The sequence below is a fragment of the Micromonospora sp. CA-248089 genome, from assembly GCF_050948515.1.
Classification (GTDB): Bacteria; Actinomycetota; Actinomycetes; order Mycobacteriales; family Micromonosporaceae; genus Micromonospora.
On the sequence record NZ_CP192016.1, the window covers coordinates 790,801 to 814,885 of the forward strand.

A 24,085-nucleotide genomic window follows, 5' to 3' on the forward strand; every position below is an offset into this window, starting at 1 on the left:
GCCGCCATGACGACAGGAGTACCGATGCGCATCCGTACCGCGGGTGTGGTCGCCGTCCTCGGCCTGGCGCTCGCCGCCTCCGGCTGTGGTGACAGCGGCAGCGACGACAAGCCGGCCGCCGGCGAGTCCAAGGCGACCGGCGGCAAGCTGGTCATCTGGGCCGACGACAAGCGCACGGCCGCCCTCAAGCCGTTCGCCGAGGAGTTCGGCAAGGAGAACGGCGTGACCGTCGAGGTCCAGGCCGTCTCCAAGGACCTGCAGACCAACTTCGTCACCGCCTCGCAGCAGGGCAGCGGCCCGGACGTCGTGGTCGGCGCGCACGACTGGATCGGCAACCTGGTCCAGAACGGCGCCATCGACCCGGTGCAGCTCGCGGCCGAGCAGAAGTCCGGTTTCAACGAGACCGCGATCAAGGCCGTCACGTTCAACGGCCAGCTCTACGGCGTGCCCTACGCCACCGAGAACGTCGCGCTGATCCGCAACACCGAGCTGGCCCCCGAGGCGCCGAAGACGATCGAGGACCTCGTCGCCACCGGCAAGAAGCTCAAGGCGGAGAAGAAGGCCAGCGAGATCCTGTGCCTGCAGTCCGGCCAGAACGGCGACGCGTACCACATCTACCCGCTCTACACCTCGGGCGGCGGCTACCTGTTCGGCACCGCGGCGAACGGCGACTACGACCCGAAGGACCTGGGCGTGGGCAAGCCGGAGTCGATCGCTGCCTTCCAGAAGATCGCCAAGCTGGGTGAGAAGGGCGAGGGTGCGCTGAAGCGCTCCATCACCGGCGAGAACTCCATCGCCACCTTCACCGGCAAGAAGTGCGCGTTCCTGGTCTCCGGCCCGTGGGCCGTGGCCGACGCCAAGAAGGCCAACATCTCCTACGACATCTCCCCGGTCCCCGGCTTCGCCGGCGGCAAGGAGGCCCAGCCGTTCGTGGGCGTCCAGGCGTTCTACGTGGCCTCCAAGGGCAAGAACAAGGCCCTGGCCCAGGAGTTCGTCACCAACTACGTGACCAAGCCCGAGCTGGCCGTCGCGCTGTACAAGGCCGAGCCGCGCCCGCCGGCGCTGACCGCCGCCTTCGACCAGGTCAAGGGCGAGGACCCGGACCTGGCCAAGTTCTCCGAGGCCGGCAAGAACGGCCAGGTGCTCCCGGCCATCCCGGCCATGGCCGCGATCTGGGACCCGTTCGGCAAGGCGGAGGCCGCCATCATCGGCGGCGCCGACCCGGCCAAGACGATCACGGCCGCCGGCAAGACCATCCAGGGTCAGATCAAGTAATGAGCACGCCGCTGTCCGGCCCGGGGTCTGCACCGCAGACCCCGGGCCGGGAGCCCGTACGCCGTGGGCTCCCGCGCACGTCCCGTACCGCGCGGCAACACGCGCCGATCACCGCGACCGGCCTCGTCGTCAAGGTGGTCCTGCTCGGCCTGGTGGCCGGGATCGCGATCTGGGCGGCCTTCCCGCTCATCGAGGCCGAACACTGGCTCGCGCTGGGCGTCCTGGCGGTCACCACCGCCGCCCTGTTCTACCTCTACCTGAGCCGCCGGCACATCCCGGCCAAGTACCTCGTCCCCGGCACGCTGTTCCTGATCGCGTTCCAGGTCTTCCCGGTGCTCTACACCGCGAGCACCGCGTTCACGAACTTCGGCGACGGCCACCGCGGCAGCAAGGACGAGGCGATCGTCGCCGTGCAGACCTCGTCGGTGAAGCAGGTGCCCGGCTCGACCGAGTACAACCTCACCATCGCCACGAAGGGCGACCCGGCGACCGGCTCGCTGATCTTCCTGCTCAGCGACCCGAAGACCAAGGACGTCTTCGCCGGCGACGCGGACGGGCTGCGCAAGCTCGACGCCGCCGACGTGGAGGTGAGCAGCCTCAGCGGCAAGATCACCGCCGCGGACGGCTACACCCTGCTGAACATCGGGCAGGCCAGCGGTCGCAGCGACGCGATCACCGCGCTGATCGTGCCCACCGACGACGGCGCCATCCGCTCCAACGGCCTGACCCGGGCGTACGAGGGCAAGGCCGTCCGGGCGTACGACGCCGGGTGCGACTGCGTCAAGGACAGCGAGACCGGCAAGACGTGGACCGCCGACGAGAAGTCCGGCTCCTTCGTCGCCGCCGACGGCGAGCGCCTCGCCCAGGGCTGGAAGGTCAACGTCGGGCTGAAGAACTTCAGCACCGTGCTCACCAACCCGAACATCTCCGGCCCGTTCTTCGGCACGCTCGCCTGGAACTTCGCGTTCGCGATCGGCTCCACCGGCCTGACGTTCCTGCTCGGCATGGCCATCGCGCTCGCGCTGCACTCACCCCGGATGCGCGGGACGAACTTCTACCGGGTGCTGCTGATCCTGCCGTACGCCATGCCGTCGTTCGCGATGCTGCTGATCTGGCGGGACATGTTCAACACCGACTTCGGCCTGCTCAACAACCTGTTCGGGCTGAACGTCGACTGGTTCGGCGGCAACTGGTCGGCCCGGATCGCGGTGCTGCTGGTGCAGTTGTGGCTCGGCTACCCGTACATGTTCCTGGTGGCCACCGGCGCGTTGCAGGCCATCCCACGGGAGCTGACCGAGGCGACCTCGGTCGACGGCGCGTCGCCCTGGCAGTCGTTCCGGGCGGTCACCCTGCCGCTGCTGCTGGTCGCGCTCTCGCCGCTGCTGATCGCGTCGTTCGCGTTCAACTTCAACAACGTCAACGCGATCCTGTTCACCACAGAGGGCGGACCGTTCGCGCCGGACAACCCGCGTAACGGTGCCACCGACCTGCTGATCACCTACACGTACCGGCTCGCGTTCGGCGCACAGGGCGCCGAGTTCGGCCTGGCCGCCACCGTCTCGATCTTCATCTTCGCGATCGTGGCGACGGTCTCGGCGATCAGCTTCCGGCGGACCCGCAAGCAGGAGGAGGTGTACTCGTGACCACCATCGCGGAGACGCCCGCACCCACTGCCACCCGCGGGCCGGCCCGCCGGTCGCGTGGACGCTGGTTCGCGCAGGTCGGCTGGCGGCACGTGGTCGGAGTGCTGGCGGTGGCGTTCAGCCTCTTCCCGATCCTGTTCGTGATCTCGGCGGCGTTCAACCCGCTCGGCACGCTCTCCTCCACCGAGCTGCTGCCGACCGGGGCGTCGCTGGAGAACTTCACGAACCTGTTCGATCAGACCCCGTTCGCCCACTGGTTCCTCAACTCGCTGCTGCTGGCGGGCGTGGCCAGCTTCGCGTCGATCTTCCTGTCGTCGCTCGCGGCGTACGCGTTCTCGCGGATGCGTTTCGCCGGGCGGCGGGTCGGCCTGCTCGCGCTGCTGCTGATCCAGATGTTCCCGCAGTTCCTGGCGATCGTGGCGATCTTCCTGATCTTCACCACGCTCACCGACCTCTACCCGTCGATCGGGTTCAACACCCCGTGGGGCCTGTTCCTGCTCTACATGGGTGGCGCGCTGGGCGCGAACACCTGGCTGATGAAGGGCTTCTTCGACACGCTGCCGAAGGAGCTGGACGAGTCGGCGACCATGGACGGCGCGTCGCACGTGCAGGTCTTCTTCCGGATCATGCTGCCGCTGGTGGCGCCGATCCTGGCGGTGACCGGCCTGCTCGCGTTCATCGGGTCGATCAACGAGTTCATCATCGCCAACGTGTTCCTCACCGAACCCGAGGCGAAGACGCTCGCGGTCGGCATGTACGGCCTGGTGGCCGGCGAGCGCAACAACAACTTCGGGATGTTCGCGGCGGGCACGCTGCTCACCGCGATCCCGACGGTGCTGGTGTTCCAACTGCTCCAGCGCTACATCGTCTCCGGGCTCACCTCCGGAGCGGTAAAGGGCTGAGCCTCCTCGGCTCACGCTGCGGCAAGGGCGTCGTGTCGGCGTACACCGGAGCGGTTCTCGGGCGGACCGCCGCGGTCGGGTGAACCGGCCGCGGCGGGTGCCCGCCCCCTCTCCCTGTCGGTACGACGCGAAAGGCAGCGCCATGTCCCTTCAGCCGCACCACGACGGCTCCGCCACCTACGTCCCGGAGCAGGAGCCCGCGCTCGGCCAGACCGTCCCCGTCTTCGTGCGGGTGCCGGCCGGTTCCGGCGTCTCCCAGGTGCACGTCCGCACCACCGGCGACGGCGAGCCGCGCTTCGCCGAGGCGCGGGTCGACCGCACCGAGAACGGCGACGTGTGGTGGCGGGCCGACGTCGAGGTCCGCAACCCGGTCAGCAACTACCGCTTCCTGCTCGACGGCGAACGCGGCACCCGATGGCTCAACGCCGCCGGCCTGGCCGGGCACGACGTGCCGGACAACGGCGACTTCAAGCTGGTCAGCTACGCCCCGCCGCCGGCCTGGGCGCGGGACGCGGTGATCTATCAGATCTTCCCGGACCGGTTCGCCCGCTCGGCCGCCGCCGACGGCCGGACCGTGCCGGACTGGGCCATCGGATGCGACTGGGACACCCCGGTCGTCGGTCGCGGCCCGGAGACGCCCCGCCAGTTCTACGGCGGCGACCTCGACGGCGTCACCGAACACCTGGACCACCTGGACCGGCTCGGCGTCAACACCGTCTACCTCACGCCGGTCTTCCCGGCCCGCTCCAACCACAGGTACGACGCGTCGAGCTTCGACACCGTGGACCCGCTGCTCGGCGGCGACGCGGCGCTGGCCCGGCTCGCCGACGCGGTGCACGCCCGGGGCTGGCGGCTGGTGGGCGACATCACCAGCAACCACACCGGCGACGCCCACAACTGGTTCACCGCCGCCGTCTCCGACGTCGACGCGCCGGAGCGCGAGCTGTACTACTTCGACCTGCCCGGCTCGGACTACGAGTCGTGGAACGGGGTGAAGTCGCTGCCGAAGCTGAACTGGAGCAGCGCGGAACTGCGCCGCCGGTTCGCCACCGCCGAGGACTCGCTGCTGCGCCGCTGGCTGCGCCCGCCGTACGGGCTGGACGGCTGGCGGGTCGACGTGGCGAACATGACCGGGCGGCGGGGTGCGGACGCGTACACCCACGAGGTGGCGCGGCTGCTGCGCGAGGTGGTCGCCGAAACCCGGCCGGACGGGCTGCTGCTCGCCGAGCACGGCCACGACCACACCGGTGACCTGGACCGCGACGGCTGGCACGGGACGATGAACTACGTCGGCTTCACCGACCCGGTCTGGTCCTGGTTGCGCCACGGCGACGACCCGGTGCCGAACTTCCTCGGCACCCCGGGCGGGGTACGGCGGCGCGACGCGGGCGCGGTGCTCGCCACCATGAACGTCTACCGGTCGCTGGTGTCCTGGCGGTCGTACACGCACTCGTGGCAGCTGCTCGGCTCGCACGACTCGGCCCGGATCCGCACCGTGGTCGGCGACGCGGCCCGGCAGGAGGTCGCGGCCGGACTGCTCGCCACCATGCCCGGTACGCCCGTGGTGTTCGCCGGGGACGAGCTGGGCCTGACCGGTACGAACGGGGAGGGCTCGCGTACCCCGATGCCGTGGCACCGGCCGGAGAGCTGGGACCGGCGCACGTTCGAGGCGTACCGGTCGTTGCTGACGCTGCGCCGCGACGAGCCGGCGCTGCGGCACGGCGGCCTGCGGTGGGTGCACGCCGACGCGGACACGCTCGTCTTCCTGCGCGAGTCGGCCACGTCGACGGTGCTGGTGCTGGCGAGACGCGCCGCAGGCACCCCGGTCCGCCTGACCGGCGTGGGCGCCGCAGACAACGTCTACGGCAACGCCCCCGCCCTCCACCCCGACGCCGAGGGCACGGTGACCCTCCCGGCCGAGGGCCCCACGTTCCAGGTCTGGCGCCTCCGCTGACCCCTGTCCCCACCCCGCGATCTTGCGGTTCCGGCCCGTGTCGCGCGGCTTTCGTCCCGGATGCCGGGGCGGAAACTGCAAGATCGCGGGGGAGGGTGGTCACGGTATGACGGCAGGTCGGCGGGGTGGCTACTACGTTGCGTCGTTGATGGGAGAGGATGGGGCGCGTGGAAGCTCTTCGACTGATTCTTCTCTACGTCCATCTGATCGGTTTCGCGCTGCTGCTCGGCGGCGGGATCGCCCAGTACGTCACCGGCAAGCTGCGCATCAACGCGGCCATGCTCTGGGGCGCGATCATCCAGGTGCTCACCGGCATCGGGCTGTCCGCTCCGCTGCGCGACGGGGACGAGCCCGCCCCGGCGAAACTTGTTACCAAGTTGGTGCTCGCGCTGCTCATCTTCGTCATGGTCTTCTTCTCCCGTAAGCGGGAGACCGTCAACCGTGGCCACTTCCTCGCGATCGTCGGGTTGACGCTGGTCAACGCGGCCGTCGCGGTGTTCTGGCGTTAGTTCGCCGCGAGTCGGGGAAGCTCGGGAAAACGGACGTTCGCGACACCACCGCGCACGCCTACCGGCCGGAGAAGTGACGTGCCCCACCCAAGGGTTACGCCGGGGTAACGGACGCTCAACAGTCGTGCACGATTGTCGGCCGGTGGGTGGGCGCGGGCGTACGCTCCCGTCCGTAACGTGGGACGCCGGCGGCACACCGCAGGCCGGCGAAAGGGCTGCACACCGCGCACGACGCGGGGTGCAAGGGGAAGGAGACGTCTTGCGCTCTGTGCGTGGGATGCGGATTGCCTCCGTCATTGCGGCGGGTGGACTCGTGCTGGGCGCTGCCGCTTGTGGTGAGGCTCCGGACGACGACAACAACGCCGGCGGCGACGGCGGCAAGAAGTTCAGCGCCTGCATGGTGACCGACGTCGGCGGCGTCGACGACAAGTCCTTCAACGCCTCGGCCTGGAAGGGCCTGCAGGAGGCGCAGAAGGAGAACGACAAGATCGACATCAAGTACGTCCAGTCGAAGGCCGAGGCGGACTACGAGGTCAACCTGACCGGGTTCGTCAACCAGAAGTGCGACTTCATCCTGGCCGTCGGTGGCCTGATGTCGGACGCCACCAAGGCCGCGGCTGAGAAGAACCCGAACCAGCAGTTCGCGATCGTCGACGCCAACCCGGGTGTGTCGAACGTCTACCCGATGCAGTTCGACACCGCGCAGGCCGGGTTCCAGGCCGGCTACCTGGCCGCCGGGATGAGCAAGTCCGGCAAGGTCGGCACCTACGGCGGCCTGCCGATCCCGCCGGTCACCATCTTCATGGACGGCTTCGCCGACGGCGTGGCGTACTACAACAAGGCCAAGAGCAAGAACGTCCAGGTGCTGGGCTGGGACAAGGCCGCCCAGAAGGGCTCCTTCGCCAACTCGTTCGAGAAGCAGGACGAGGGCAAGAAGGTCTCCGACGCGCTCGTCGCGCAGGGCGCCGACATCGTGATGCCGGTCGCCGGTGGCGCCGGTCTGGGCACCACTTCCGCGGCCAAGGCCTCGGGCGGCAAGTACTCGGTCGTCTGGGTCGACATCGACGGCTGCGAGAGCACCCCGGACTGCGCGGCGATCCTGACCACCGTGGTCAAGAACATCCCGGACGCCGTCAAGGAGGCCACGCTGAAGGCCGCCGGTGGCGAGAAGCTGGCGTCCACCCCGGGCTTCGTGGGCACGCTCGCCAACAACGGCGTCTCGATCGCGCCGTACCACGACTTCGACAGCAAGGTCCCGGCGGACCTGAAGGCCGAGGTCGACAAGATCAAGGCGGACATCGCCGCCGGCACCATCACCGTCACCTCGAAGGCCCAGCCGACCAAGTGACCGTCCGGCCGGTCCCCACGGTGCGATCATCGGCAGCGGGGGCCGGCGGGCACCAGGCATGACGATCCGGCCGTCCCGGCGCAACGGGGTCCGCACCCCAGCGCCGGGGCGGCCGATCACCTTGAATCCCCTCACACCCCCACCCGGCGCGGTGGCGGCGCGGCAGATCGCTACGCTGCACCATCGCTCGCACTCCAGGAGGTTGCGCTGAGACTCGAACTGCGCGGCATCACCAAACGGTTCGGTGATCTGGTCGCCAACGACCACATCGACCTGACGGTGGAGCCTGGAGAGATCCACGCCCTGCTCGGCGAGAACGGCGCCGGCAAGTCGACCCTGATGAACGTGCTCTACGGCCTCTACCAGCCGGACGAGGGCGAGATCCTGGTCGACGGCAAGCCGCTGAAGCTGAAGGGTCCGTCGGACGCGATCGCCGCCGGGATCGGGATGGTGCACCAGCACTTCATGCTGGTGCCGGTCTTCACCGTGGCCGAGAACGTGATGCTCGGCGCCGAGCAGGTCAGGGGGCCGTTCGCCGGCATCCTCGACCGGCGGCGGGCCCGGCGCGAGGTCGCCGAGGTGTCCGAGCGGTACAACCTGCGGGTCGACCCGGACGCGGTGATCGAGGACCTGCCGGTCGGCATCCAGCAGCGGGTGGAGATCGTCAAAGCCCTCACCCGCGACGTCGACCTGCTGATCCTCGACGAGCCCACGGCCGTGCTCACGCCGCAGGAGACCGAGGAACTGCTCACCGTCATGCGGTCGCTCAAGGCCGCCGGCAAGTCGATCGTGTTCATCACCCACAAGCTGGGCGAGGTGAAGGCGATCGCCGACCGGATCACGGTGATCCGGCGCGGGAAGACCGTCGGCACCGCCGAGCCGAGCGCCAGCCGGGATGAACTGGCCGCGCTGATGGTGGGCCGCAGCGTCCGGCTGACAGTGGACAAGAAGCCGGCCACCCCCGGCAAGCCGGTCCTGGAGGTCTCCGGCCTGGTCGTGGACGACGACCGGCAGGTACGCGCGGTCGACGGCGTCGACCTCACCGTGCACGCCGGCGAGGTGCTCGGCGTCGCGGGCGTGCAGGGCAACGGCCAGACCGAGCTGATCGAGGCGATCATGGGCCTGCGCCCGGTGCTCGCCGGCACGATCAGCCTCGACGGCGAGCCGACGCACGGCTGGTCGACCAAGAAGGTGCTCCGCGCCGGCGTCGGCTACGTGCCGGAGGACCGCAGCGTGGACGGCCTGGTCAAGGAGTTCTCCGTGGCGGAGAACCTGGTGCTGGACATCTACGACCGGCCGCCGTTCGGCAAGGGCCTGTCGCTGAAGCCCGACGCCATCGCCAAGTCGGCGCGGGAGCGGATCGAGCAGTTCGACGTCCGTACCTCCTCGGCCGACGCGGCGGTCGGCACACTCTCCGGCGGCAACCAGCAGAAGGTGATCGTGGCCCGGGAGCTGTCCCGGCCGCTGAAGCTCTTCATCGCCGCCCAGCCCACCCGGGGCGTGGACGTCGGCTCGATCGAGTTCATCCACAGCCGGGTCATCCGCGAGCGGGACATCGGCACCGCGGTCATGGTGGTCTCCAGCGAACTGGACGAGGTGATCGGCCTGGCCGACCGGATCGCGGTCATGTATCGCGGCCGGATCATCGGCGTCGTCGGCCCGGACACCCCGCGCGAGGAGATCGGCCTGCTGATGGCCGGTATCACCCCGGACGCCGCCACCCCGGACGCCCCCACCGCGACCGAGGACGGCCCTGGCAACGAGGACGAGGCATGACCAACCCGAACCCCGTCTCGGGCTCGCCGGACAAGGAGCCGGCGACCGAGGCGCAGGAGTCGCTGAGCGAGGCCCGGGCGACGCCGACGCAGCCGGCCGGTGACACCGAGCAGACGGTGCCCGCCACCGCGACCGCGAAGAGGCCGGAGCCGGCCGGGGAGTCCCGTCCCGGCATGGGCCGGATGTTCCTGGACAACCTCTGGGCGGCCAACACGTTCACCGTGACGGTGCTCGCGGTGCTGCTGGCCATGGTGGTCGGCGCGGTGCTGATCATCGTGTCCGACCCGGAGGTGCTCGCCACCTACAGCTACATCACGGCTCGCCCCTCGGACGCGCTGAACGCCAGCTGGACGGTGGTCAGCGAGGCGTACGCGAACCTGTTCAAGGGCGCGATCTTCGACCCGGAAGCGGTCGGCTTCACCGCCGCCCTGAGCCCGATCTCGGAGACGCTCACCTACGCCGCGCCGCTCGTCTTCACCGGTCTGTCGGTGGCGCTGGCCTTCCGCGGCGGCCTGTTCAACATCGGCGCCCAGGGCCAGGCGACGATCGCCGTCATCCTGGCCGCCGTGGCCGGCTTCGCGCTGCCGCTGCCGCCCGTCGTGCACCTGCTGGTGGCGCTGATCGCCGGTGCGCTCGGCGGCGCGCTCTGGGGCTTCATCCCCGGCATCCTGAAGGCACGGGCGGGCGCGCACGAGGTGATCAACACGATCATGCTCAACTACGTGGCGGTCTACTTCCTGTCCTGGATCATCGTCCAGAACGGGGTGCAGAACCCCAACCGGTCGGACGCGATCAGCAAGCCGGTCGAGTCCACCGCGCAGCTGCCCCGCCTGCTCGGCGACGACCTGCGGGTGCACGCCGGCATCCTGCTCGCGGTGGCGGCCACCTGGTTCATCGCCTGGCTGCTCAACCGCTCCACGCTCGGCTTCGAGCTGCGGGCCGTGGGCGCGAACCCGGACGCGGCCCGGACCGCCGGCATCAGCGTCACCAAGACGTACGTCCTGGTGATGGTGTTCGCCGGCATGCTTGCCGGTCTCGGCGGCTCGACCATGGTGCTCGGCACCACCGCCACCGCGCTGACCCCGCTGGTGATCGCCCAGATCGGCTTCGACGGCATCCTGGTCGCGCTGCTCGGCCGCGTGAAGCCGTGGGGCGTCCTCCTGGCCGCACTGCTGTTCGGCGCGCTCCAGGCCGGCGGCAACCGGATGCAGTCCTACTCCGGCATCTCGCTGGAACTGGTCACCGTGCTCCAGGCGCTCATCGTCATCTTCATCGCCGCGCCTGCCCTGGTGAAGACGATCTTCCAGCTCCGGGCGGCCCGCGCCGCCCGGTTGCAGACGAGCCTCGCGAAGGGCTGGTGAGCATGTCCACCACCGCTGTCCCCGAGGTCGCCGTTACCGCGGTCGACGAGGGTTTCTGGACCCGTAACCGGAAGATCGGCGCGGTCCTGCTGTCGCTCGGTGTGCTCGCGGCGGTGCTGTTCGGCGCGCTCGCGACCGACCAGCACGCGCGGTTCACGCTCAGCGAGACCGAGGGCGGGGCCGCCCTGGAGATCAACGGTACGGTCGGCGCGATCCTGTTCGGGCTGATCACCGCCGCGGCCGGAGGCGCGCTGCTGGCCGGTGTGCCCAAGCGCTGGTTCATGCTGCTGCTCGGCGCCGGACTGGTCGCCTTCGTGCTGAGCTTCCTGTGCTGGCAGGTCTCCGCCGCGCCCGAGGGGCGCAACTTCATGCCGCTGGTGAACGTCGTCCGCGGCACGTTCATCCTGGCTCTTCCGCTGATCTTCGGTGCGCTCGCCGGTGTGCTCTGCGAGCGTTCCGGCGTGGTGAACGTGGCGATCGAGGGCCAGCTCCTGATGGGCGCGTTCTCCGGTGCGCTGTTCGGCAGCATGTCCGGCAGCGTCTGGGTGGGTCTGGTGGCCGCCGCCATCGGCGGCGCGTTCATCTCGTTCCTGCTGGCCGTGTTCTCCATCCGCTACCTGGTCGACCAGGTGGTCATGGGTATCGTGCTCAACCTGCTCGCGGTCGGCATCACCGGCTTCCTCTACGAGCGGCTGATGCAGACCGACGCGGCGAAGTACAACAGCGCGCCCCGGTTCAGCAACTGGGAGATCCCGCTGCTGTCCGACATCCCGCTGCTCGGTCCGGCGCTGTTCCGGGGCAACATCTTCCTCTACCTCGGTCTGCTGCTGGTGCTGGTCATCCACCTGGCGCTGTTCCGTACCCGGTGGGGCCTGCGGACCCGCTCGGTCGGCGAGCACCCGACCGCGGCGGACACGCTGGGCGTGAAGGTGCTGCGGCTGCGCTACCGCAACGTGATCCTGGCCGGTCTGGTGGCCGGCGTCGGCGGCGCCTCGTACACGCTGGCGCTCTACTCGTTCACCAAGAACATGATCGGCGGTAAGGGCTTCATCGCCCTGGCCGCGCTGATCTTCGGCCGGTGGAGCCCGACCGGTGCGCTGCTCGCGGCGCTGTTCTTCGGCTTCGCCGACCAGCTCGCCACCTACCTGGGTGCGATCGGCAGCAGCATCCCGAGCCAGTTCCTGGCGATGCTGCCGTACCTGGCGACGATCCTGGCCGTGGCCGGGCTGGTCGGCAAGGTCCGGGCGCCGGCCGCCGACGGCAAGCCGTACATCAAGGGCTGACCGCCCGCGCGACACGGTGCCCGGCGGGGCGACCCGCCGGGCACCGTCGTCTCCGGCCGCGTCCGCGACCGATCGGCGTTGAATTGGGCAGAATGGGAGTCGTGATGGAGATCGACTGGGAGCGGCTGCGTACCGCCGCCACCGAGGTCATGCGGCACGCCTACGTGCCGTACTCGAAGTTCCCGGTGGGTGCCGCCGCGCTCGTCGACGACGGTCGCGTCGTGGTCGGCTGCAACGTGGAGAACGCCGGCTACGGCGTCACGCTCTGCGCCGAGTGCGGCGTGGTCTCGCAGCTGCACGCGACCGGCGGTGGCCGGATCGTGGCGCTGTCCTGCGTCGACGCCACCGGTGAGCCGCTGATGCCGTGCGGCAGGTGCCGGCAGCTGCTCTGGGAACAGGGCGGGCCGGAGTGCCTGGTCGAGGCGAAGGGCGGGCCGCTGCGGATGGCCGAGCTGCTGCCGCACGCGTTCGACGTGGCCGACATCGAGGCGGTGACCGGCGAGCATCCGGTGCCTGTGGTGCCGGACCGGCTGGCCGCCTGGCGGGGCCGGGGCACCGTGTTCGTGCACCCCGACCTGTCGGCCGGGCAGCAGGTCTGGACGACGTACTGGGAGCGGTCGTCCGGCGAGACCGAGGACGCCGAGACCGGCGTGCTGGAGGAGGGCTCGACCTGGGACGACCCGGCCGAGGCGATCGCGTGGGGGCTGGCGCGGACGCCGCGCGTGGTTGTGGTGGACGCCTCGGGGACGATCTTCTGGGCTGGTGAGGGTGAGCCGCCTACGGAGATTCCGGTTCGTTGGGGTGGTTGAGGTGGGGGAATCGGGCCGACCGTGACCGGCTCCGGGCGGTCAGGCTTGATCCCTCCGCCGGTCACGGTCGGCCCGATTCCTCGACGGTCACCGTTCGCGGGTCGGTGCGGCCACGCGCGATCAAATTGATTGGATCTTGAGAAGTGAGTGCTTTTACGGCGGTTGACGTCATCCGGGCGAAGCGGGACGGGGGTGTGCTGAGCGACGGGCAGATCGACTGGGTGGTCGACGCGTACACCAAGGGTCTGGTCGCCGACGAGCAGATGTCGGCGCTGGCCATGGCGATCCTGCTGCGCGGCATGACCGCGCCGGAGATCGCCCGGTGGACCGCCGCCATGATCGCCAGCGGCGAGCGGCTCGACCTGTCGCCGGTGTCCCGGCCGACGGTGGACAAGCACTCCACCGGCGGCGTCGGTGACAAGATCACCCTGCCGCTGACCCCGCTCGTGGCCGCGTGCGGCGCGGCGGTGCCGCAGCTGTCCGGCCGGGGCCTCGGCCACACCGGCGGCACGCTGGACAAGCTGGAGTCGATCCCGGGCTGGCGGGCGGCGCTCACCAACGACGAGTTCATCGCCCAGCTCCGCGACGTGGGCGCGGTGATCTGCGCGGCCGGCGACGCGCTCGCCCCGGCCGACCGCAAGCTGTACGCGCTGCGCGACGTCACCGGTACGGTCGAGGCGATCCCGCTGATCGCCAGCTCGATCATGAGCAAGAAGATCGCCGAGGGGACCGGCGCGCTGGTGCTCGACGTGAAGGTCGGCTCCGGCGCGTTCATGAAGAACGTCGACGACGCCCGCGAGCTGGCCCGCACCATGGTCGAGCTGGGCGGCGCGCACGGCGTACGGACCGTCGCCCTGCTCACCGACATGTCCACCCCGCTCGGCCTCGCAGTGGGTAACGCGGTCGAGGTGACCGAGTCGGTGGAGGTGCTCGCCGGTGGCGGCCCGGCCGACGTGGTGGAGCTGACGCTGGCGCTGGCCCGGGAGATGCTCGACGCGGCCGGCCTGCCGGACGCCGACCCGGCCGCCGCGCTGCGCGACGGGCGGGCGATGGACGCCTGGCGCACGATGATCCGGGCGCAGGGCGGTGACCCGGACGCCCCGATGCCCACGGCGAACGAGGTCGAGCTGGTCACCGCGACCGAGGACGGCTGGGTCGCCGAGGTCGACGCGTACGCGATCGGGGTGGCCGCCTGGCGGCTCGGTGCGGGCCGGGCCCGCAAGGAGGACCCGGTGAGCATCCCGGCCGGCGTGGTGCTGCACAAGCGCCGCGGTGACCGGGTACGTGTCGGCGACCCGCTGTTCGAGCTGCGGGCCGAACACGCCGAGCGGATGCCCGCCGCGCTGGCCGAGGCGCGCCGCGCGGTGCGGATCGCGCCGGACGCGCCGGACGCGACGCCACTGGTCGTCGAGCGGATCGGCTGACCGGGACCGGCCATGGTGCCGGCCCGGCCGGTGCCGCTATCCTCCCAGGCCAGGGGGGATCGGCCGGCGACGAGCCGAGGTGAGCAGACAGGGGCTTGACCGTGCGCGTACCCGCTCCCGATCCCCGGGCCGTCCGGGAGGCGAGCCTGGACGAGTTGTCCCGGCTGGGTCTTCCGCTTCCACCGCCGCAGTTCCCCCTGGTCTGGGAGCCGGGCGACGAGATCGAGCTACGTCCGACCCCGGAGATCGAGTCGCGGATCGCGGTGCTGCACGTGATCCTGGCCCGCTGCTTCGGGATGCCCGCGCAGGCGGCGATGAGCTGGCTGCTGGAGTCGCACCTGGTCGACTCGGTGACGCCGCCGGAGTGGCAGTTCGTGATGGGCGGCCGGGGCGACCACAGGTCGTTCGTGCTGCACCACGACGCGCTGTTCTCGCTGGCCTGGGTGCTCGGGCTGGCGAAGGAACTGGACCCGACGGTGCCGGTGGACGAGCGGCTGGTCGAGCGGATGCCGAACCTGGTCGCGGGGGAGACGTTCGGTCAGTGGCGGGCCCGGATCCTGGCCGCGCCGCAGCACCCCGGTGATGCTGCGGCGCTGCTCGACCTGCACTACTGCCTGGACTGGGCGTACCTGGAGACCGAGAAGGCCGGGCGCGCGCTGCCGGGGCTGGTGGACGCCAACGCGATCGGGCAGCGCCGGTGGGCGCTGGAGTGGGCGGTGGTGCTGCGCGGGCCGTACCACGACGAGCCGCCGGGTTGGGAAGAGGTCGACCTCTCCACCTGAGCCGGGTCAGCGCGGGCGGTGCACGCCGAGCCGGACCGAGAGCGTGACCGGGACCGGCTCGGGCAGCGCGGCGATGCGCGCGGCGAGCCGTTGCGGGTCGGCGTGCCAGGCGCTCGGTCCCATCCCGACGAGCGTGCTGACCTCGGCGCGGGTCAGCGCGAGCCGGGCCCGGTGCGCTGTCGCGGACTCCTCGGTGAAGTGGGCGCCGAGGCTGCCGGCGACCCGGTCGGCCTTGTCCGGGTCCACCCGCAGCAGGTCCAGCGCGTCGACGAGTTCGGTCAGGTGGTCGGCGGCCGGGGTGACCACCAGGAGCGCGCCGCCGGGGTCGAGCACCCGGTGGAACTCCGGGCCGTTGCGCGGCGCGAACACGTTCAGCAGCACGGCGGTGGACCGGTCGGCCAGCGGCAGCCGCTGCCAGGTGTCGGCCAGCGCGGCGGCGGCGCGCGGGTGCGCCCGGGCCGCGCGGCGCAGCGCCGGCTTGGAGACGTCCAGGGCCAGGCCGGCGGCGTCCGGCAGCGCCGCCAGCACCGCCGCGAGGTAGTGCCCGGTCCCGGCGCCGGGCTCGACCACCAGGGGGTACGGGTCGACGCCCGCGACGCGTACCGCGGTGGTGGCGAGCGCGGCGGCGACGGTGTCGTAGTGGCCGGCGGCGAGGAAGCCGGCGCGGGCGGCGACCATCTCGGCACTGTCCCCGGTGTGCGGGGCGCGCCCGGTGAGCAGGTTGACGTACCCCTGCCGGGCGATGTCGAAGCTGTGCCCGCGCGGGCAGCGCAGTGCCCGTGCGGTGCCGGCGGTGGTCCCGGTGAGCGGCTCGGCGCAGACCGGGCAGCGCAGCCGGGCGAGGATGCGATCGTCCACGGCTCAGCCCTCCGCTGCCGGGCGGCCGGTGAGGTGGTCGATCACCCGCTGGCTGAGCGTGCCGAGCGCGGCCACCTCGGCCGGGGTGAGCCGGTCGATCAGGTGCCGGCGGACGGCCGCGACGTGCCCGGGCGCGGCGGCCTCGACGGCCCGGCGCCCGGCCGGGGTGAGGACGACGACCGAGCCGCGGCCGTCGGTGGCGCACTCCTCCCGGGTGACCAGGCCGCGTTGCTGCATCCGGGAGATGTGGTGGGACAGGCGGCTGCGGGACCAGAGCATCCGGTCGGCCAGTTCGCTGAGGCGTAGCCGCTGTTCCGGGGTCTCGGACAGGTCGCTCAGGACGTCGTAGTCCGGCTCGGAGAGACCGGCGTCCTGCATCAGCTCCCGGGCCAGTTCCAGGTCGAGCAGGCGGCGCATGCGGCGGTAGCCGCGCCAGGCGCGGTCCTCCTGCTCGTCCAGCCAGCGCGGTTCGTCCATGCGGCGATCGTACCGGTGTTGTTGACATGTCACCAAGTTGGGCTCTAGGTTGATGACATGTCAACCAAACTGCCGTCGCGGCTGGTGCGGCTGGTCGCCGGCCTGGCCCTGTTCGGCGTCAGCGTCGCGCTGATGGTCCGCGCCGACCTCGGGCTCGCGTCCTGGGACGTGCTGCACCAGGGCCTCGCCGACCGCACCGGCCTGCCGATGGGTCTGCTGGTCAACGGAGTGGCGCTGCTGGTGCTGCTGCTGTGGATCCCGCTGCGGCAGCGCCCGGGCATCGGCACCGTCGCGAACGTCGCACTCGTCGGCCTGGCCCTCGACGCGACGCTGGCAGTGCTGCCGGCGCTGGACCCGCTCGCCGGCAGGATCGGCCTGCTGGTCGCGGGCGTCCTGCTCAACGGCCTCGCCACCGCGCTCTACCTCGGTGCCCGCCTCGGCCCCGGCCCGCGGGACGGGCTGATGACCGGCCTGGCCGCCCGCGGCCTGCCGCTCGGCCCGGCCCGCACCGGGATCGAGGTGACGGTGCTGGCGGTCGGCTGGCTGCTCGGCGGCGCCGTCGGCCCCGGCACCCTGCTCTACGCGATCGGCATCGGGCCGATCGTCGCCTGGTTCGTTCCCCGGCTCACCGCCCCGGCCGCCGTCCCGACAGGAGTGACCTCACCATGCCCCGCCTGACCGTCATCGTCGCCAGCACCCGCCCCGGCCGGGTCGGCCGCCGCATCGGTGACTGGTTCACCGCCGCCGCCGTCCGCCACGCCGGCTTCGACGAGGTACGCCTCCTCGACCTGGCCGACGTCGGACTGCCCTTCCACGACGAGCCGCACCATCCGTCCGAGCGGGTCTACCTGCACGAGCACACCCGCGCCTGGAGCGCCGAGATCGACGCCGCGGACGCCTTCGTCCTGGTGATGCCGGAGTACAACTACGGCTTCAGCGCGCCCCTGAAGAACGCGATCGACTACCTCTACCACGAGTGGCAGCACAAGCCGGTGGGCTTCGTCAGCTACGGCATGACCTCCGGGGGCCTGCGCGCGGTGCAGATGATCAAGCAGGTGGTGACCACGCTGAACATGACCCCGGTCAACGACCAGGTGGTCGTCTTCCTGCGGCAGGCGCTGGACGAGGCGGGCGAGCTGCGACCCGACCCGGGCCGCGAGGAGGCCGCCGCGCTGATGCTCGACCGGCTCGCCCGGCTGGCCACCGCGCTCGCGCCGCTGCGGACCGGAGTGGCGCGGTGAGCGCGGTGAACGCCCGGCTGTGGGAGCTGTTCGGCGAGCGCGGGCGCGGGGTGCTCGCCACGCTGCGCCGGGACGGCCGCCCCCAGCTGTCCAACCTCGACTACCTGGCCGAGCCGGGCCTGATCCGCTGCTCCACCACAGGTGACCGGGCGAAGGTGCGCAACCTGCGCCGCGACCCCCGGGCCAGCTTCCACGTGACCACCGCCGACGGCGGGGCGTACGCGGTCGCCGAGGGCACCGTGACGCTCACCCCGCCGGCCGCCGCCACCGACGACGCCACGGTCGAGGAACTGGTCGAGGTCTACCGCCGGATCCGGGGCGAGCACCCGGACTGGGCCGAGTACCGGGCCGCGATGGTGGCCGACGGGCGGGTGGTGCTCCGGCTCGCGGTGGAGCGGGTGTACGGCTGGCGTCCCTGAACCGGCCCGGTCCACCGCCACGCCCGTACCGGGGGTGACTAGGGTCTGAGCATGGTCGCAATCTCGTACGAGGACATCGTCAAGGTCCCGAAGGCGCTGCTGCACGATCACCTCGACGGCGGCCTGCGGCCCGCGACGATCGTCGAGCTGGCCGCTGAGGTCGGTCACGAACTGCCCACCACCGACCCGGCGGCGCTCGGTGTCTGGTTCACCGAGGCGGCGAACTCCGGCTCGCTGGAGCGCTACCTGGAGACGTTCGCGCACACGGTGGCGGTCATGCAGACCCCTGCCGCGTTGCGCCGGGTCGCCCGCGAGTGCGCGCTGGACCTGGCCGCCGACGGCGTGGTCTACGCCGAGGTGCGGTTCGCGCCGGAGCAGCACCTGGAGCAGAACCTGACCCTGGACGAGGTGGTCGACGCGGTGGTCACCGGGTTCCGGGAGGGCAGCGCGCTGGCCGCCGAGGCCGGCACCCCGATCCGGATCGGCACGCTGCTCACCGCGATGCGGCACGCGGCCCGCTCGCAGGAGATCGCCGAGCTGGCCGTGCGGCACCGCGACACCGGGGTGGTCGGCTTCGACATCGCCGGCGCGGAGGCGGGCTTCCCGCCCACCCGGCACCTGGACGCGTTCGAGTACCTCCAGCGGGAGAACTTCCACTTCACCATCCACGCCGGTGAGGCGTTCGGCCTGCCGTCCATCTGGCAGGCGATCCAGTGGTGCGGCGCCGACCGGCTCGGCCACGGCGTCCGCATCGTCGACGACATCACCCCGGGCAACCCGCCGGTGCTGGGCCGGCTGGCCGCGTACGTGCGGGACAAGCGCATCCCGCTGGAGCTGTGCCCGTCGTCGAACGTGCAGACCGGAGCGGCGGCCTCGATCGCCGACCACCCGATCGGTCTGCTGCGCGACCTGCGGTTCCGGGTGACTGTGAACACCGACAACCGGCTGATGAGCGGCACCTCGATGTCGCGGGAGATGGCGCTGCTGGTGGAGGCCTTCGGCTACGGCTGGAAGGAACTCCAGTGGTTCACCATCAACGCGATGAAGAGCGCCTTCATCCCGTTCGACGAGCGGCTGCGGATCATCGACGAGGTGATCAAGCCGGCGTACGCCGAGATGATCGGCTGATCACGACCGGCGGGGGTGGCCGGAGAGCAGTGCGGCCACCCCGCGCAGCACCTGTCCGGCCCGGGCCGCCTCGGCGCCCAGCCCGGTCTGCCGGCGCAGCACGGCCGGCTCGGCGCGCAGCAGCGCGACTCCGCGCCGGAGCAGCACCCGGGGCGCCTTGCGCTGCTCGGTGAGATCCCGGGCGAGGCGGCGCAGGAACGTCGCGCCGCGCGGGCGGCGCAGCGCGTACGCCCCGGCGAGCAGCCCGAGTCGCCGGCACTCGGCCACGATCTCGGCCGCGAAGATCCCCTCGGCCACGAAGATTGGCGATCCGTCGACATCGAATGGCCGGGTGGCTACCCGACGGTCCGCGCCGATCGCATAAACCGGCACTTCGGCCTTGCCCTCCCGGGCCAGTCGGGCGATTGTTTGCACCGCCATGTCCGCATCCCAGGACAAGGGGGACTCCCAATCCACCTGTCCGTTTCGACGCGGACACGTAGGGTCATCGCCGTCCTTGTAGAAGTCGTCCAGGCAGAGCACCGGAAGTCCGGTTCGCTGGGCTATGTATGACTTTCCCGACCCGGAGGGGCCGGCGAGCAGGACGACGCGGTGCGGGTGTTCCATTACCTTCAGTGACTCCGGCCAGACGGATTGCTATCAAATTGCATCAACATCTCATCACACCTCTGGTGAGGGACAACCTGGTCTTTCTCTTTGCGGAGCGGCGTGATGGAATCTCGGAGGTCCGACCCGCCGGGTCGGTCGCTCGGCGTTGCCCTCAGGGTGGCGCGGGGCGCGGTAATGCGAGGGCGGTGACGTGAGCAAACGGCCAACGACGGCGGGCTCCTTCCTGTCGCGGCTGCGCCGGCCGATGAGTCGGCTGCGCGACATGCCGATCTGGTCCAAGCTCGGTCTGATCATGATCGTGCCGACCATCGCCACGGTCGTGGTGGGCACCAGTGGTCTGGTCGACCACCTGGAGACGCTCAACAATGCCAACCGGGCGGGGGATCTGGCCAACCTGATCGGCTACTCGGGTGACCTGGTCGACACCGTGCAGGACGAGCGGGTCGGCGCCGTGCTCTTCCTCGGCGCGAAGGAGTTCCAGACCCGGGCGCAGTACCAGGAGGGCTACAACCGGGCCAACCAGCGGGTGGACCAGGCGAAGTCGCCCTACCTGCGGCAGCGTGGCGAGATCGACGACCTGCCCCGCAACTTCGTCGGGCTGCTGGACACGATCGACACCCAGCTGAAGGACCTTCCGGCGACCCGGAGCCAGGTGCTGAACGGCAAGCTCAAGATCAATGACGCCGACCAGGCGTACCGGCAGCTGATCGAGGACCTGCTCGCGATCCGCGACTCGGCCACCCAGCTCGCCGGCAACAACGACCTGAGCGACCGGATGCGCGCGTCGGCCGCCGTGGCCCGGCAGAAGGAATACCTGACCCAGCGCCGGGTGGTCGTCCACCAGGCACTCACCCAGAACCAGTACACCGCCGCGCTGCGCGAGCAGTTCATCGCCAGCGGCACCGGCCAGTCGCAGTCGCTGGCGACGTTCCAGGCGGTCGCCACCGAGCCCGACAAGCTGTTCTACGAGCAGACCGTCTCCGGGCCCGACCTGCGCAAGGCCGACCGCTTCACCAGTTTCGTCTCGGGCAACAACAACGGCTCCATGGAGAACGCCCCGTTCGGGGCGGACCAGTGGGACCAGACCATGGTCGCCAACGCCAAGCTGATCCGTACCGTTGAGTCCCGGCTCGACGGCAACGTGGTCCGGCAGGCCGACGCGCTGCGGTCGGACACCCAGCGCCAGGTGTTCCTGGAGACCGGCCTGCTGCTCACCATGCTGCTGCTGGCCATCCTGTTCGCGTACCTGGTGGCCCGCTCGATGGCCCGCTCGCTGCGCGACCTGCGCCAGGGCGCCCTGGCGGTGGCCCAGTACGGGCTGCCGCAGGCGGTCGCCCGGCTGCGTGACCCGCAGGTGACCGGCCAGCTCTCCCCGGTCCAGCTGGCGAACCAGATCGCCGAACCGCTGCCGGTGCGCAGCAAGGACGAGTTCGGCCAGGTGACCGAGGCGTTCAACGCGGTCCACCTGGAGGCCGTCCGCACCGCCGCCGAGCAGGCTGCCCTGCGGGCGTCGGTCGCGACCATGTTCGTCAACCTGGCCCGCCGCTCGCAGATCCTGGTCGACCGGCTGATCGGCCACCTCGACCGGCTGGAGCGCGGCGAGGAGGACCCGGACCGCCTGGCCGAGCTGTTCCAGCTCGACCACCTGGCCACCCGGATGCGCCGCAACGACGAGAACCTGCTGGTCCTCGCCGGCGCGGACTCCACCCGTGTGCAGCGCGAGCCCGCCGCCCTGATCGACGTGCTCCGCGCCGCCCAGTCCGAGGTCGAGCACTACACCCGGATCGAGTTCGGCGTGATCGACAGGGACATCGAGGTCGCCGCCCACGCGGTCAACGATCTGGTGCACCTCGTCGCCGAGCTGTTCGACAACGCCACCGCCTTCTCCCCGCCGGACTCGCAGGTCATGGTGGAGGCCCGGCGGGTCGGTGACCGCGCCTCCCTGTACGTGGAGGACCGGGGCATCGGCATCAGCCCGGAGCAGCTCCGTGACCTCAACGAGCGGCTGGCCACGCCGCCGCAGGTGGATGTCGCGGTCTCCCGGATGATGGGCCTGGTTGTGGTCGCGCGGCTGGCCGCCCGGCACGGCGTCCGGGTCGAGCTGCGACCCGGAGCCGACCGGGGCACCGTCGCCGACGTGACGCTGCCGACCTCGGTCCTGGTGCCGCGTGCCCTGGCCGGTCGTGGTCCGGGCGCACCGGCACTGCCGGCCGCCGGTCCGCAGCAGGGCGGTCCGGCGCCCGCGTTCGGCGCCCTCGCCGCCTTCGGCAACAACAACCCGCCGAGCCTGCCGCCGGCGCCGCACCCGGGCTCCTCGGGCAACCAGGTCACGCTCGGCGGACGCGCCTTCGACCCGGCGCCGCGCAACGGCTCGGGCACCCCGGCGAACGCCGGTGGCGGCCGTGCCATGCCGGCCTGGTCCGACCTGACCGGTGCCAACCCGTCCGGTGGGGACGGCGGTTTCGGCGGCCGGCCCTCCAACGGCCAGTCGATGGACTCGCTGCCGCAGCGGCGCAACCCGGGCGAGGGCGACCCGGGCACCAGCGGTCAGCAGCCGGCCATCCCGCGCCAGCTGCCGAGCAGCCCGGAGGCGCGGCCCTACAGCCCGCCGCCGGTCTCCGCGCCGCCGGTCCCGCCGGTGTCGGCGCCGCCGCTGCCCCCGGTCTCCGGCGCGCCGGTCTCCGGCAACCCGCTGCCGTACCGCCCGGTCTCGGCCGCCCCGGTCTCCGGCGACCCGTTCTCGGGCCGCCCGGTCTCCGCGGCGCCGGTCTCCGGCGACCCGCTGCCGTACCGTCCGGTCTCGGCCGCTCCGGTCTCCGGGCACCCCGCGTCGGCCGCACCGGTCTCCGGTCAGCCCACCGCCGGTCACCCGGCCTCCGCGCCGCCGGCGAACCAGCTGCCCGCGCGTCCGGTGCCCGCACCGGGTGTCAGCGCCCCGCCGGTCTGGCCCCCGGTCGCGCCGACCCCGGCGCCGGTGGCGCCGGAACGGCCCACCAGCGGCATGGACATGACCACCGAGCTGCCCCGGGTGCCGCGCACGGAGATGCCGGCCACCCCGCAGCAGGCGAGCGGCCGTCCCGCCGCCGCCCCGCCCGCGGACCGGCCGTCCGAGGCCCGGCCCGCCACCCCGGCGGCTCCGGCGTCACGACCGGCCGTGCCGCAGCAGCCGGGCAACCGCCAGCGGTACGCGGACGAGACGATGGAGCTGCCGATCTTCCGGGAGCTGGAGTCGGCGTGGTTCCGCACCCGCCGGCCCGGGCCCAACGAGGAGTCGGCGGCCCCGGCCCCGACGGCGAACGGTGGCGACGCCACCCAGCAGTTCGCCAAGGTGGACACCGCCGGCCGGCCCGTGCCGCAGCCGACACCCGCAACGACAGGTAACACGCCGATGGCACACACTCCGACGGCCGGCGGAGCACCGCGTGACAACGGCGCGGCGAACGGGAACACGCGTCCCGCGTACACCGGCGGGCTGCCCACCCGGCAGCCGGCCGCGCCGCCGCAGCCCTCCTCCCCGTGGCAGACGGCGGCCGACGACGGCTGGCGTGCCGCCTCGGCGGCCACCGAGGTCCCGGTTGCGGAGACCACCCAGAAGGGCCTGCCGAAGCGGAAGCCGATGGCGCAGCTCGTGCCGGGCAGCATCGACAAGCCTTCTGCCTCGGTGCAGCGCCGGACGCCGGAGGGGGTCCGGGGCCTGCTCTCGGCCTACCATCGGGGCGTGCAGCGCGGGCGTAACACCGACAGCAACACGACCGGCCCGGAGGGCACTCCGGGCGGGCAGCAGTCCTCGCAGTCTGGCTCAGGCCCGGTGGCCGGGAGCGGGCAGAAGGAGCAACAAGGATGACTACTACGCAGGATCTCGGATGGCTGCTCGCCAACTTCGCCGACCGGGTGCCCGGTGTGGCGCACGCGGTCGCGGTCTCGGCCGACGGCCTGCTTCTCGCCTCGTCCCGTGACCTTCCGCGGGACCGCGCCGACCAGCTCGCCGCGATCGCGTCCGGTCTGGTCAGCCTCACCCAGGGCGCGGCCCGCTGCTTCGAGGGCGGGGCGGTGTTGCAGACAGTCGTCGAGATGGACAACGGTTTCCTGTTCCTGATGTCCATCTCCGACGGTTCGTCGTTCGCCGTGCTGGCGGCGCGGAGCTGCGACGTGGGCCAGGTCGGGTACGAGATGGCCCTGCTCGTGGACCGGGTGGGCGATGCCCTGACGCCGCAGCCGCGCACGGCTGTGGGGATGATGGGCTGAATGACGCGCTGGCCGGTGGGTCAGGTGCGGGAACAACAACGA

General features: G+C 71.6%; 21 protein-coding genes. 18 read left to right on the plus strand and 3 right to left on the minus strand.

Annotation, left to right across the window (positions count from 1 at the left end; genetic code table 11):
* Positions 1-24 precede the first annotated feature (24 nt).
* The 12 genes from ACQP26_RS04000 (at position 25) to ACQP26_RS04055 (ending at position 15,066) form a co-directional block, all read left to right on the plus strand.
* Positions 25-1,275: a sugar ABC transporter substrate-binding protein gene (locus tag ACQP26_RS04000; protein ID WP_269702311.1), complete on the plus strand. Its 1,251-nt coding sequence runs from the start codon at positions 25-27 to the stop codon at positions 1,273-1,275.
* A complete protein-coding gene (locus tag ACQP26_RS04005; RefSeq protein WP_433494978.1) occupies positions 1,275-2,918 on the plus strand; it encodes an ABC transporter permease subunit in 1,644 nt (547 codons plus the stop codon). Before ACQP26_RS04000 ends, ACQP26_RS04005 begins: the two co-directional genes overlap by 1 nt.
* Positions 2,915-3,820, plus strand: a complete 906-nt coding sequence (locus ACQP26_RS04010) for a sugar ABC transporter permease (protein WP_269702308.1) — start codon at positions 2,915-2,917, stop codon at positions 3,818-3,820. Before ACQP26_RS04005 ends, ACQP26_RS04010 begins: the two co-directional genes overlap by 4 nt.
* 142 nt (positions 3,821-3,962) lie before the next feature.
* Positions 3,963-5,774 carry a glycoside hydrolase family 13 protein gene (locus ACQP26_RS04015; protein ID WP_433494979.1) on the plus strand — a complete coding sequence of 604 codons (1,812 nt, stop codon included), beginning with the start codon at positions 3,963-3,965 and terminating at the stop codon, positions 5,772-5,774.
* A gap of 167 nt (positions 5,775-5,941) precedes the next feature.
* Entirely contained in the window at positions 5,942-6,283 is a 342-nt protein-coding gene (locus tag ACQP26_RS04020; protein WP_269702305.1) for a hypothetical protein, read from the plus strand.
* Between the two features lie 277 nt (positions 6,284-6,560).
* Positions 6,561-7,631: a BMP family lipoprotein gene (locus ACQP26_RS04025; RefSeq protein WP_269706923.1), complete on the plus strand. Its 1,071-nt coding sequence runs from the start codon at positions 6,561-6,563 to the stop codon at positions 7,629-7,631.
* Positions 7,632-7,910: 279 nt separating this feature from the next.
* On the plus strand, positions 7,911-9,407 hold the full coding sequence (locus ACQP26_RS04030) for an ABC transporter ATP-binding protein (protein ID WP_433494980.1): 1,497 nt from the start codon (positions 7,911-7,913) through the stop codon (positions 9,405-9,407).
* Between the two features lie 173 nt (positions 9,408-9,580).
* A complete protein-coding gene (locus ACQP26_RS04035) occupies positions 9,581-10,768 on the plus strand; it encodes an ABC transporter permease (RefSeq protein ID WP_433496081.1) in 1,188 nt (395 codons plus the stop codon).
* A 2-nt stretch (positions 10,769-10,770) separates the two neighbouring features.
* Positions 10,771-12,051 carry an ABC transporter permease gene (locus ACQP26_RS04040; protein WP_433494981.1) on the plus strand — a complete coding sequence of 427 codons (1,281 nt, stop codon included), beginning with the start codon at positions 10,771-10,773 and terminating at the stop codon, positions 12,049-12,051.
* Between the two features lie 104 nt (positions 12,052-12,155).
* Complete coding sequence (locus ACQP26_RS04045) at positions 12,156-12,860, plus strand: cytidine deaminase (protein WP_433496082.1); 705 nt, start codon at positions 12,156-12,158, stop codon at positions 12,858-12,860.
* A gap of 143 nt (positions 12,861-13,003) precedes the next feature.
* A complete protein-coding gene (locus tag ACQP26_RS04050) occupies positions 13,004-14,284 on the plus strand; it encodes a thymidine phosphorylase (protein WP_433494982.1) in 1,281 nt (426 codons plus the stop codon).
* Between the two features lie 101 nt (positions 14,285-14,385).
* On the plus strand, positions 14,386-15,066 hold the full coding sequence (locus tag ACQP26_RS04055; protein WP_269706920.1) for a DUF4272 domain-containing protein: 681 nt from the start codon (positions 14,386-14,388) through the stop codon (positions 15,064-15,066).
* A gap of 6 nt (positions 15,067-15,072) precedes the next feature.
* Here ACQP26_RS04055 and ACQP26_RS04060 read toward each other — a convergent pair whose 3' ends face one another.
* Positions 15,073-15,924 carry a putative RNA methyltransferase gene (locus ACQP26_RS04060; protein ID WP_433494983.1) on the minus strand — a complete coding sequence of 284 codons (852 nt, stop codon included), beginning with the start codon at positions 15,922-15,924 and terminating at the stop codon, positions 15,073-15,075.
* A 3-nt stretch (positions 15,925-15,927) separates the two neighbouring features.
* A complete protein-coding gene (locus ACQP26_RS04065) occupies positions 15,928-16,401 on the minus strand; it encodes a MarR family winged helix-turn-helix transcriptional regulator (protein WP_269702299.1) in 474 nt (157 codons plus the stop codon).
* Between the two features lie 57 nt (positions 16,402-16,458).
* Between ACQP26_RS04065 and ACQP26_RS04070 the strand changes: the two genes are divergently transcribed.
* From ACQP26_RS04070 to ACQP26_RS04085, 4 genes are read left to right on the plus strand one after another with little or no spacing between them, the layout of a single operon-like run.
* Positions 16,459-17,079 carry a YczE/YyaS/YitT family protein gene (locus tag ACQP26_RS04070; protein ID WP_433494984.1) on the plus strand — a complete coding sequence of 207 codons (621 nt, stop codon included), beginning with the start codon at positions 16,459-16,461 and terminating at the stop codon, positions 17,077-17,079.
* On the plus strand, positions 17,067-17,642 hold the full coding sequence (locus ACQP26_RS04075; protein ID WP_433494985.1) for an NADPH-dependent FMN reductase: 576 nt from the start codon (positions 17,067-17,069) through the stop codon (positions 17,640-17,642). The genes ACQP26_RS04070 and ACQP26_RS04075 overlap by 13 nt, the downstream gene beginning before the upstream one ends.
* On the plus strand, positions 17,639-18,061 hold the full coding sequence (locus tag ACQP26_RS04080) for a PPOX class F420-dependent oxidoreductase (protein ID WP_433494986.1): 423 nt from the start codon (positions 17,639-17,641) through the stop codon (positions 18,059-18,061). Before ACQP26_RS04075 ends, ACQP26_RS04080 begins: the two co-directional genes overlap by 4 nt.
* Positions 18,062-18,112: 51 nt before the next feature.
* Complete coding sequence (locus ACQP26_RS04085) at positions 18,113-19,189, plus strand: adenosine deaminase (RefSeq protein WP_252453230.1); 1,077 nt, start codon at positions 18,113-18,115, stop codon at positions 19,187-19,189.
* On the opposite strand, the gene ACQP26_RS04090 is transcribed toward ACQP26_RS04085, so the two are convergent.
* On the minus strand, positions 19,190-19,486 hold the full coding sequence (locus tag ACQP26_RS04090; protein ID WP_269702288.1) for a hypothetical protein: 297 nt from the start codon (positions 19,484-19,486) through the stop codon (positions 19,190-19,192). It lies immediately after the preceding gene.
* 502 nt (positions 19,487-19,988) lie between these two features.
* On the opposite strand from ACQP26_RS04090, the gene ACQP26_RS04095 reads away from it, so the two are divergent.
* Both ACQP26_RS04095 and ACQP26_RS04100 read left to right on the plus strand, forming a co-directional pair.
* Positions 19,989-23,642, plus strand: coding sequence for a nitrate- and nitrite sensing domain-containing protein (locus ACQP26_RS04095; RefSeq protein ID WP_433494987.1), 3,654 nt, complete (start codon positions 19,989-19,991; stop codon positions 23,640-23,642).
* On the plus strand, positions 23,639-24,043 hold the full coding sequence (locus tag ACQP26_RS04100) for a roadblock/LC7 domain-containing protein (RefSeq protein ID WP_013283992.1): 405 nt from the start codon (positions 23,639-23,641) through the stop codon (positions 24,041-24,043). The genes ACQP26_RS04095 and ACQP26_RS04100 overlap by 4 nt, the downstream gene beginning before the upstream one ends.
* Positions 24,044-24,085: the final 42 nt, after the last annotated feature.

Bases quoted from the DNA above. Each gene is read 5' to 3' on its own strand.
- ACQP26_RS04015 (WP_433494979.1), top strand. From the start codon at position 3,963: ATGTCCCTTCAGCCGCACCACGACGGCTCCGCCACCTACGTCCCGGAG.
- ACQP26_RS04045 (WP_433496082.1), top strand. From the start codon at position 12,156: ATGGAGATCGACTGGGAGCGGCTGCGTACCGCCGCCACCGAGGTCATG.
- ACQP26_RS04000 (WP_269702311.1), top strand. From the start codon at position 25: ATGCGCATCCGTACCGCGGGTGTGGTCGCCGTCCTCGGCCTGGCGCTC.
- ACQP26_RS04075 (WP_433494985.1), top strand. From the start codon at position 17,067: ATGCCCCGCCTGACCGTCATCGTCGCCAGCACCCGCCCCGGCCGGGTC.
- ACQP26_RS04065 (WP_269702299.1), bottom strand. From the start codon at position 16,401: ATGGACGAACCGCGCTGGCTGGACGAGCAGGAGGACCGCGCCTGGCGC.
- ACQP26_RS04005 (WP_433494978.1), top strand. From the start codon at position 1,275: ATGAGCACGCCGCTGTCCGGCCCGGGGTCTGCACCGCAGACCCCGGGC.
- ACQP26_RS04100 (WP_013283992.1), top strand. From the start codon at position 23,639: ATGACTACTACGCAGGATCTCGGATGGCTGCTCGCCAACTTCGCCGAC.
- ACQP26_RS04085 (WP_252453230.1), top strand. From the start codon at position 18,113: ATGGTCGCAATCTCGTACGAGGACATCGTCAAGGTCCCGAAGGCGCTG.
- ACQP26_RS04025 (WP_269706923.1), top strand. From the start codon at position 6,561: ATGCGGATTGCCTCCGTCATTGCGGCGGGTGGACTCGTGCTGGGCGCT.
- ACQP26_RS04035 (WP_433496081.1), top strand. From the start codon at position 9,581: ATGGGCCGGATGTTCCTGGACAACCTCTGGGCGGCCAACACGTTCACC.
- ACQP26_RS04040 (WP_433494981.1), top strand. From the start codon at position 10,771: ATGTCCACCACCGCTGTCCCCGAGGTCGCCGTTACCGCGGTCGACGAG.
- ACQP26_RS04070 (WP_433494984.1), top strand. From the start codon at position 16,459: ATGTCAACCAAACTGCCGTCGCGGCTGGTGCGGCTGGTCGCCGGCCTG.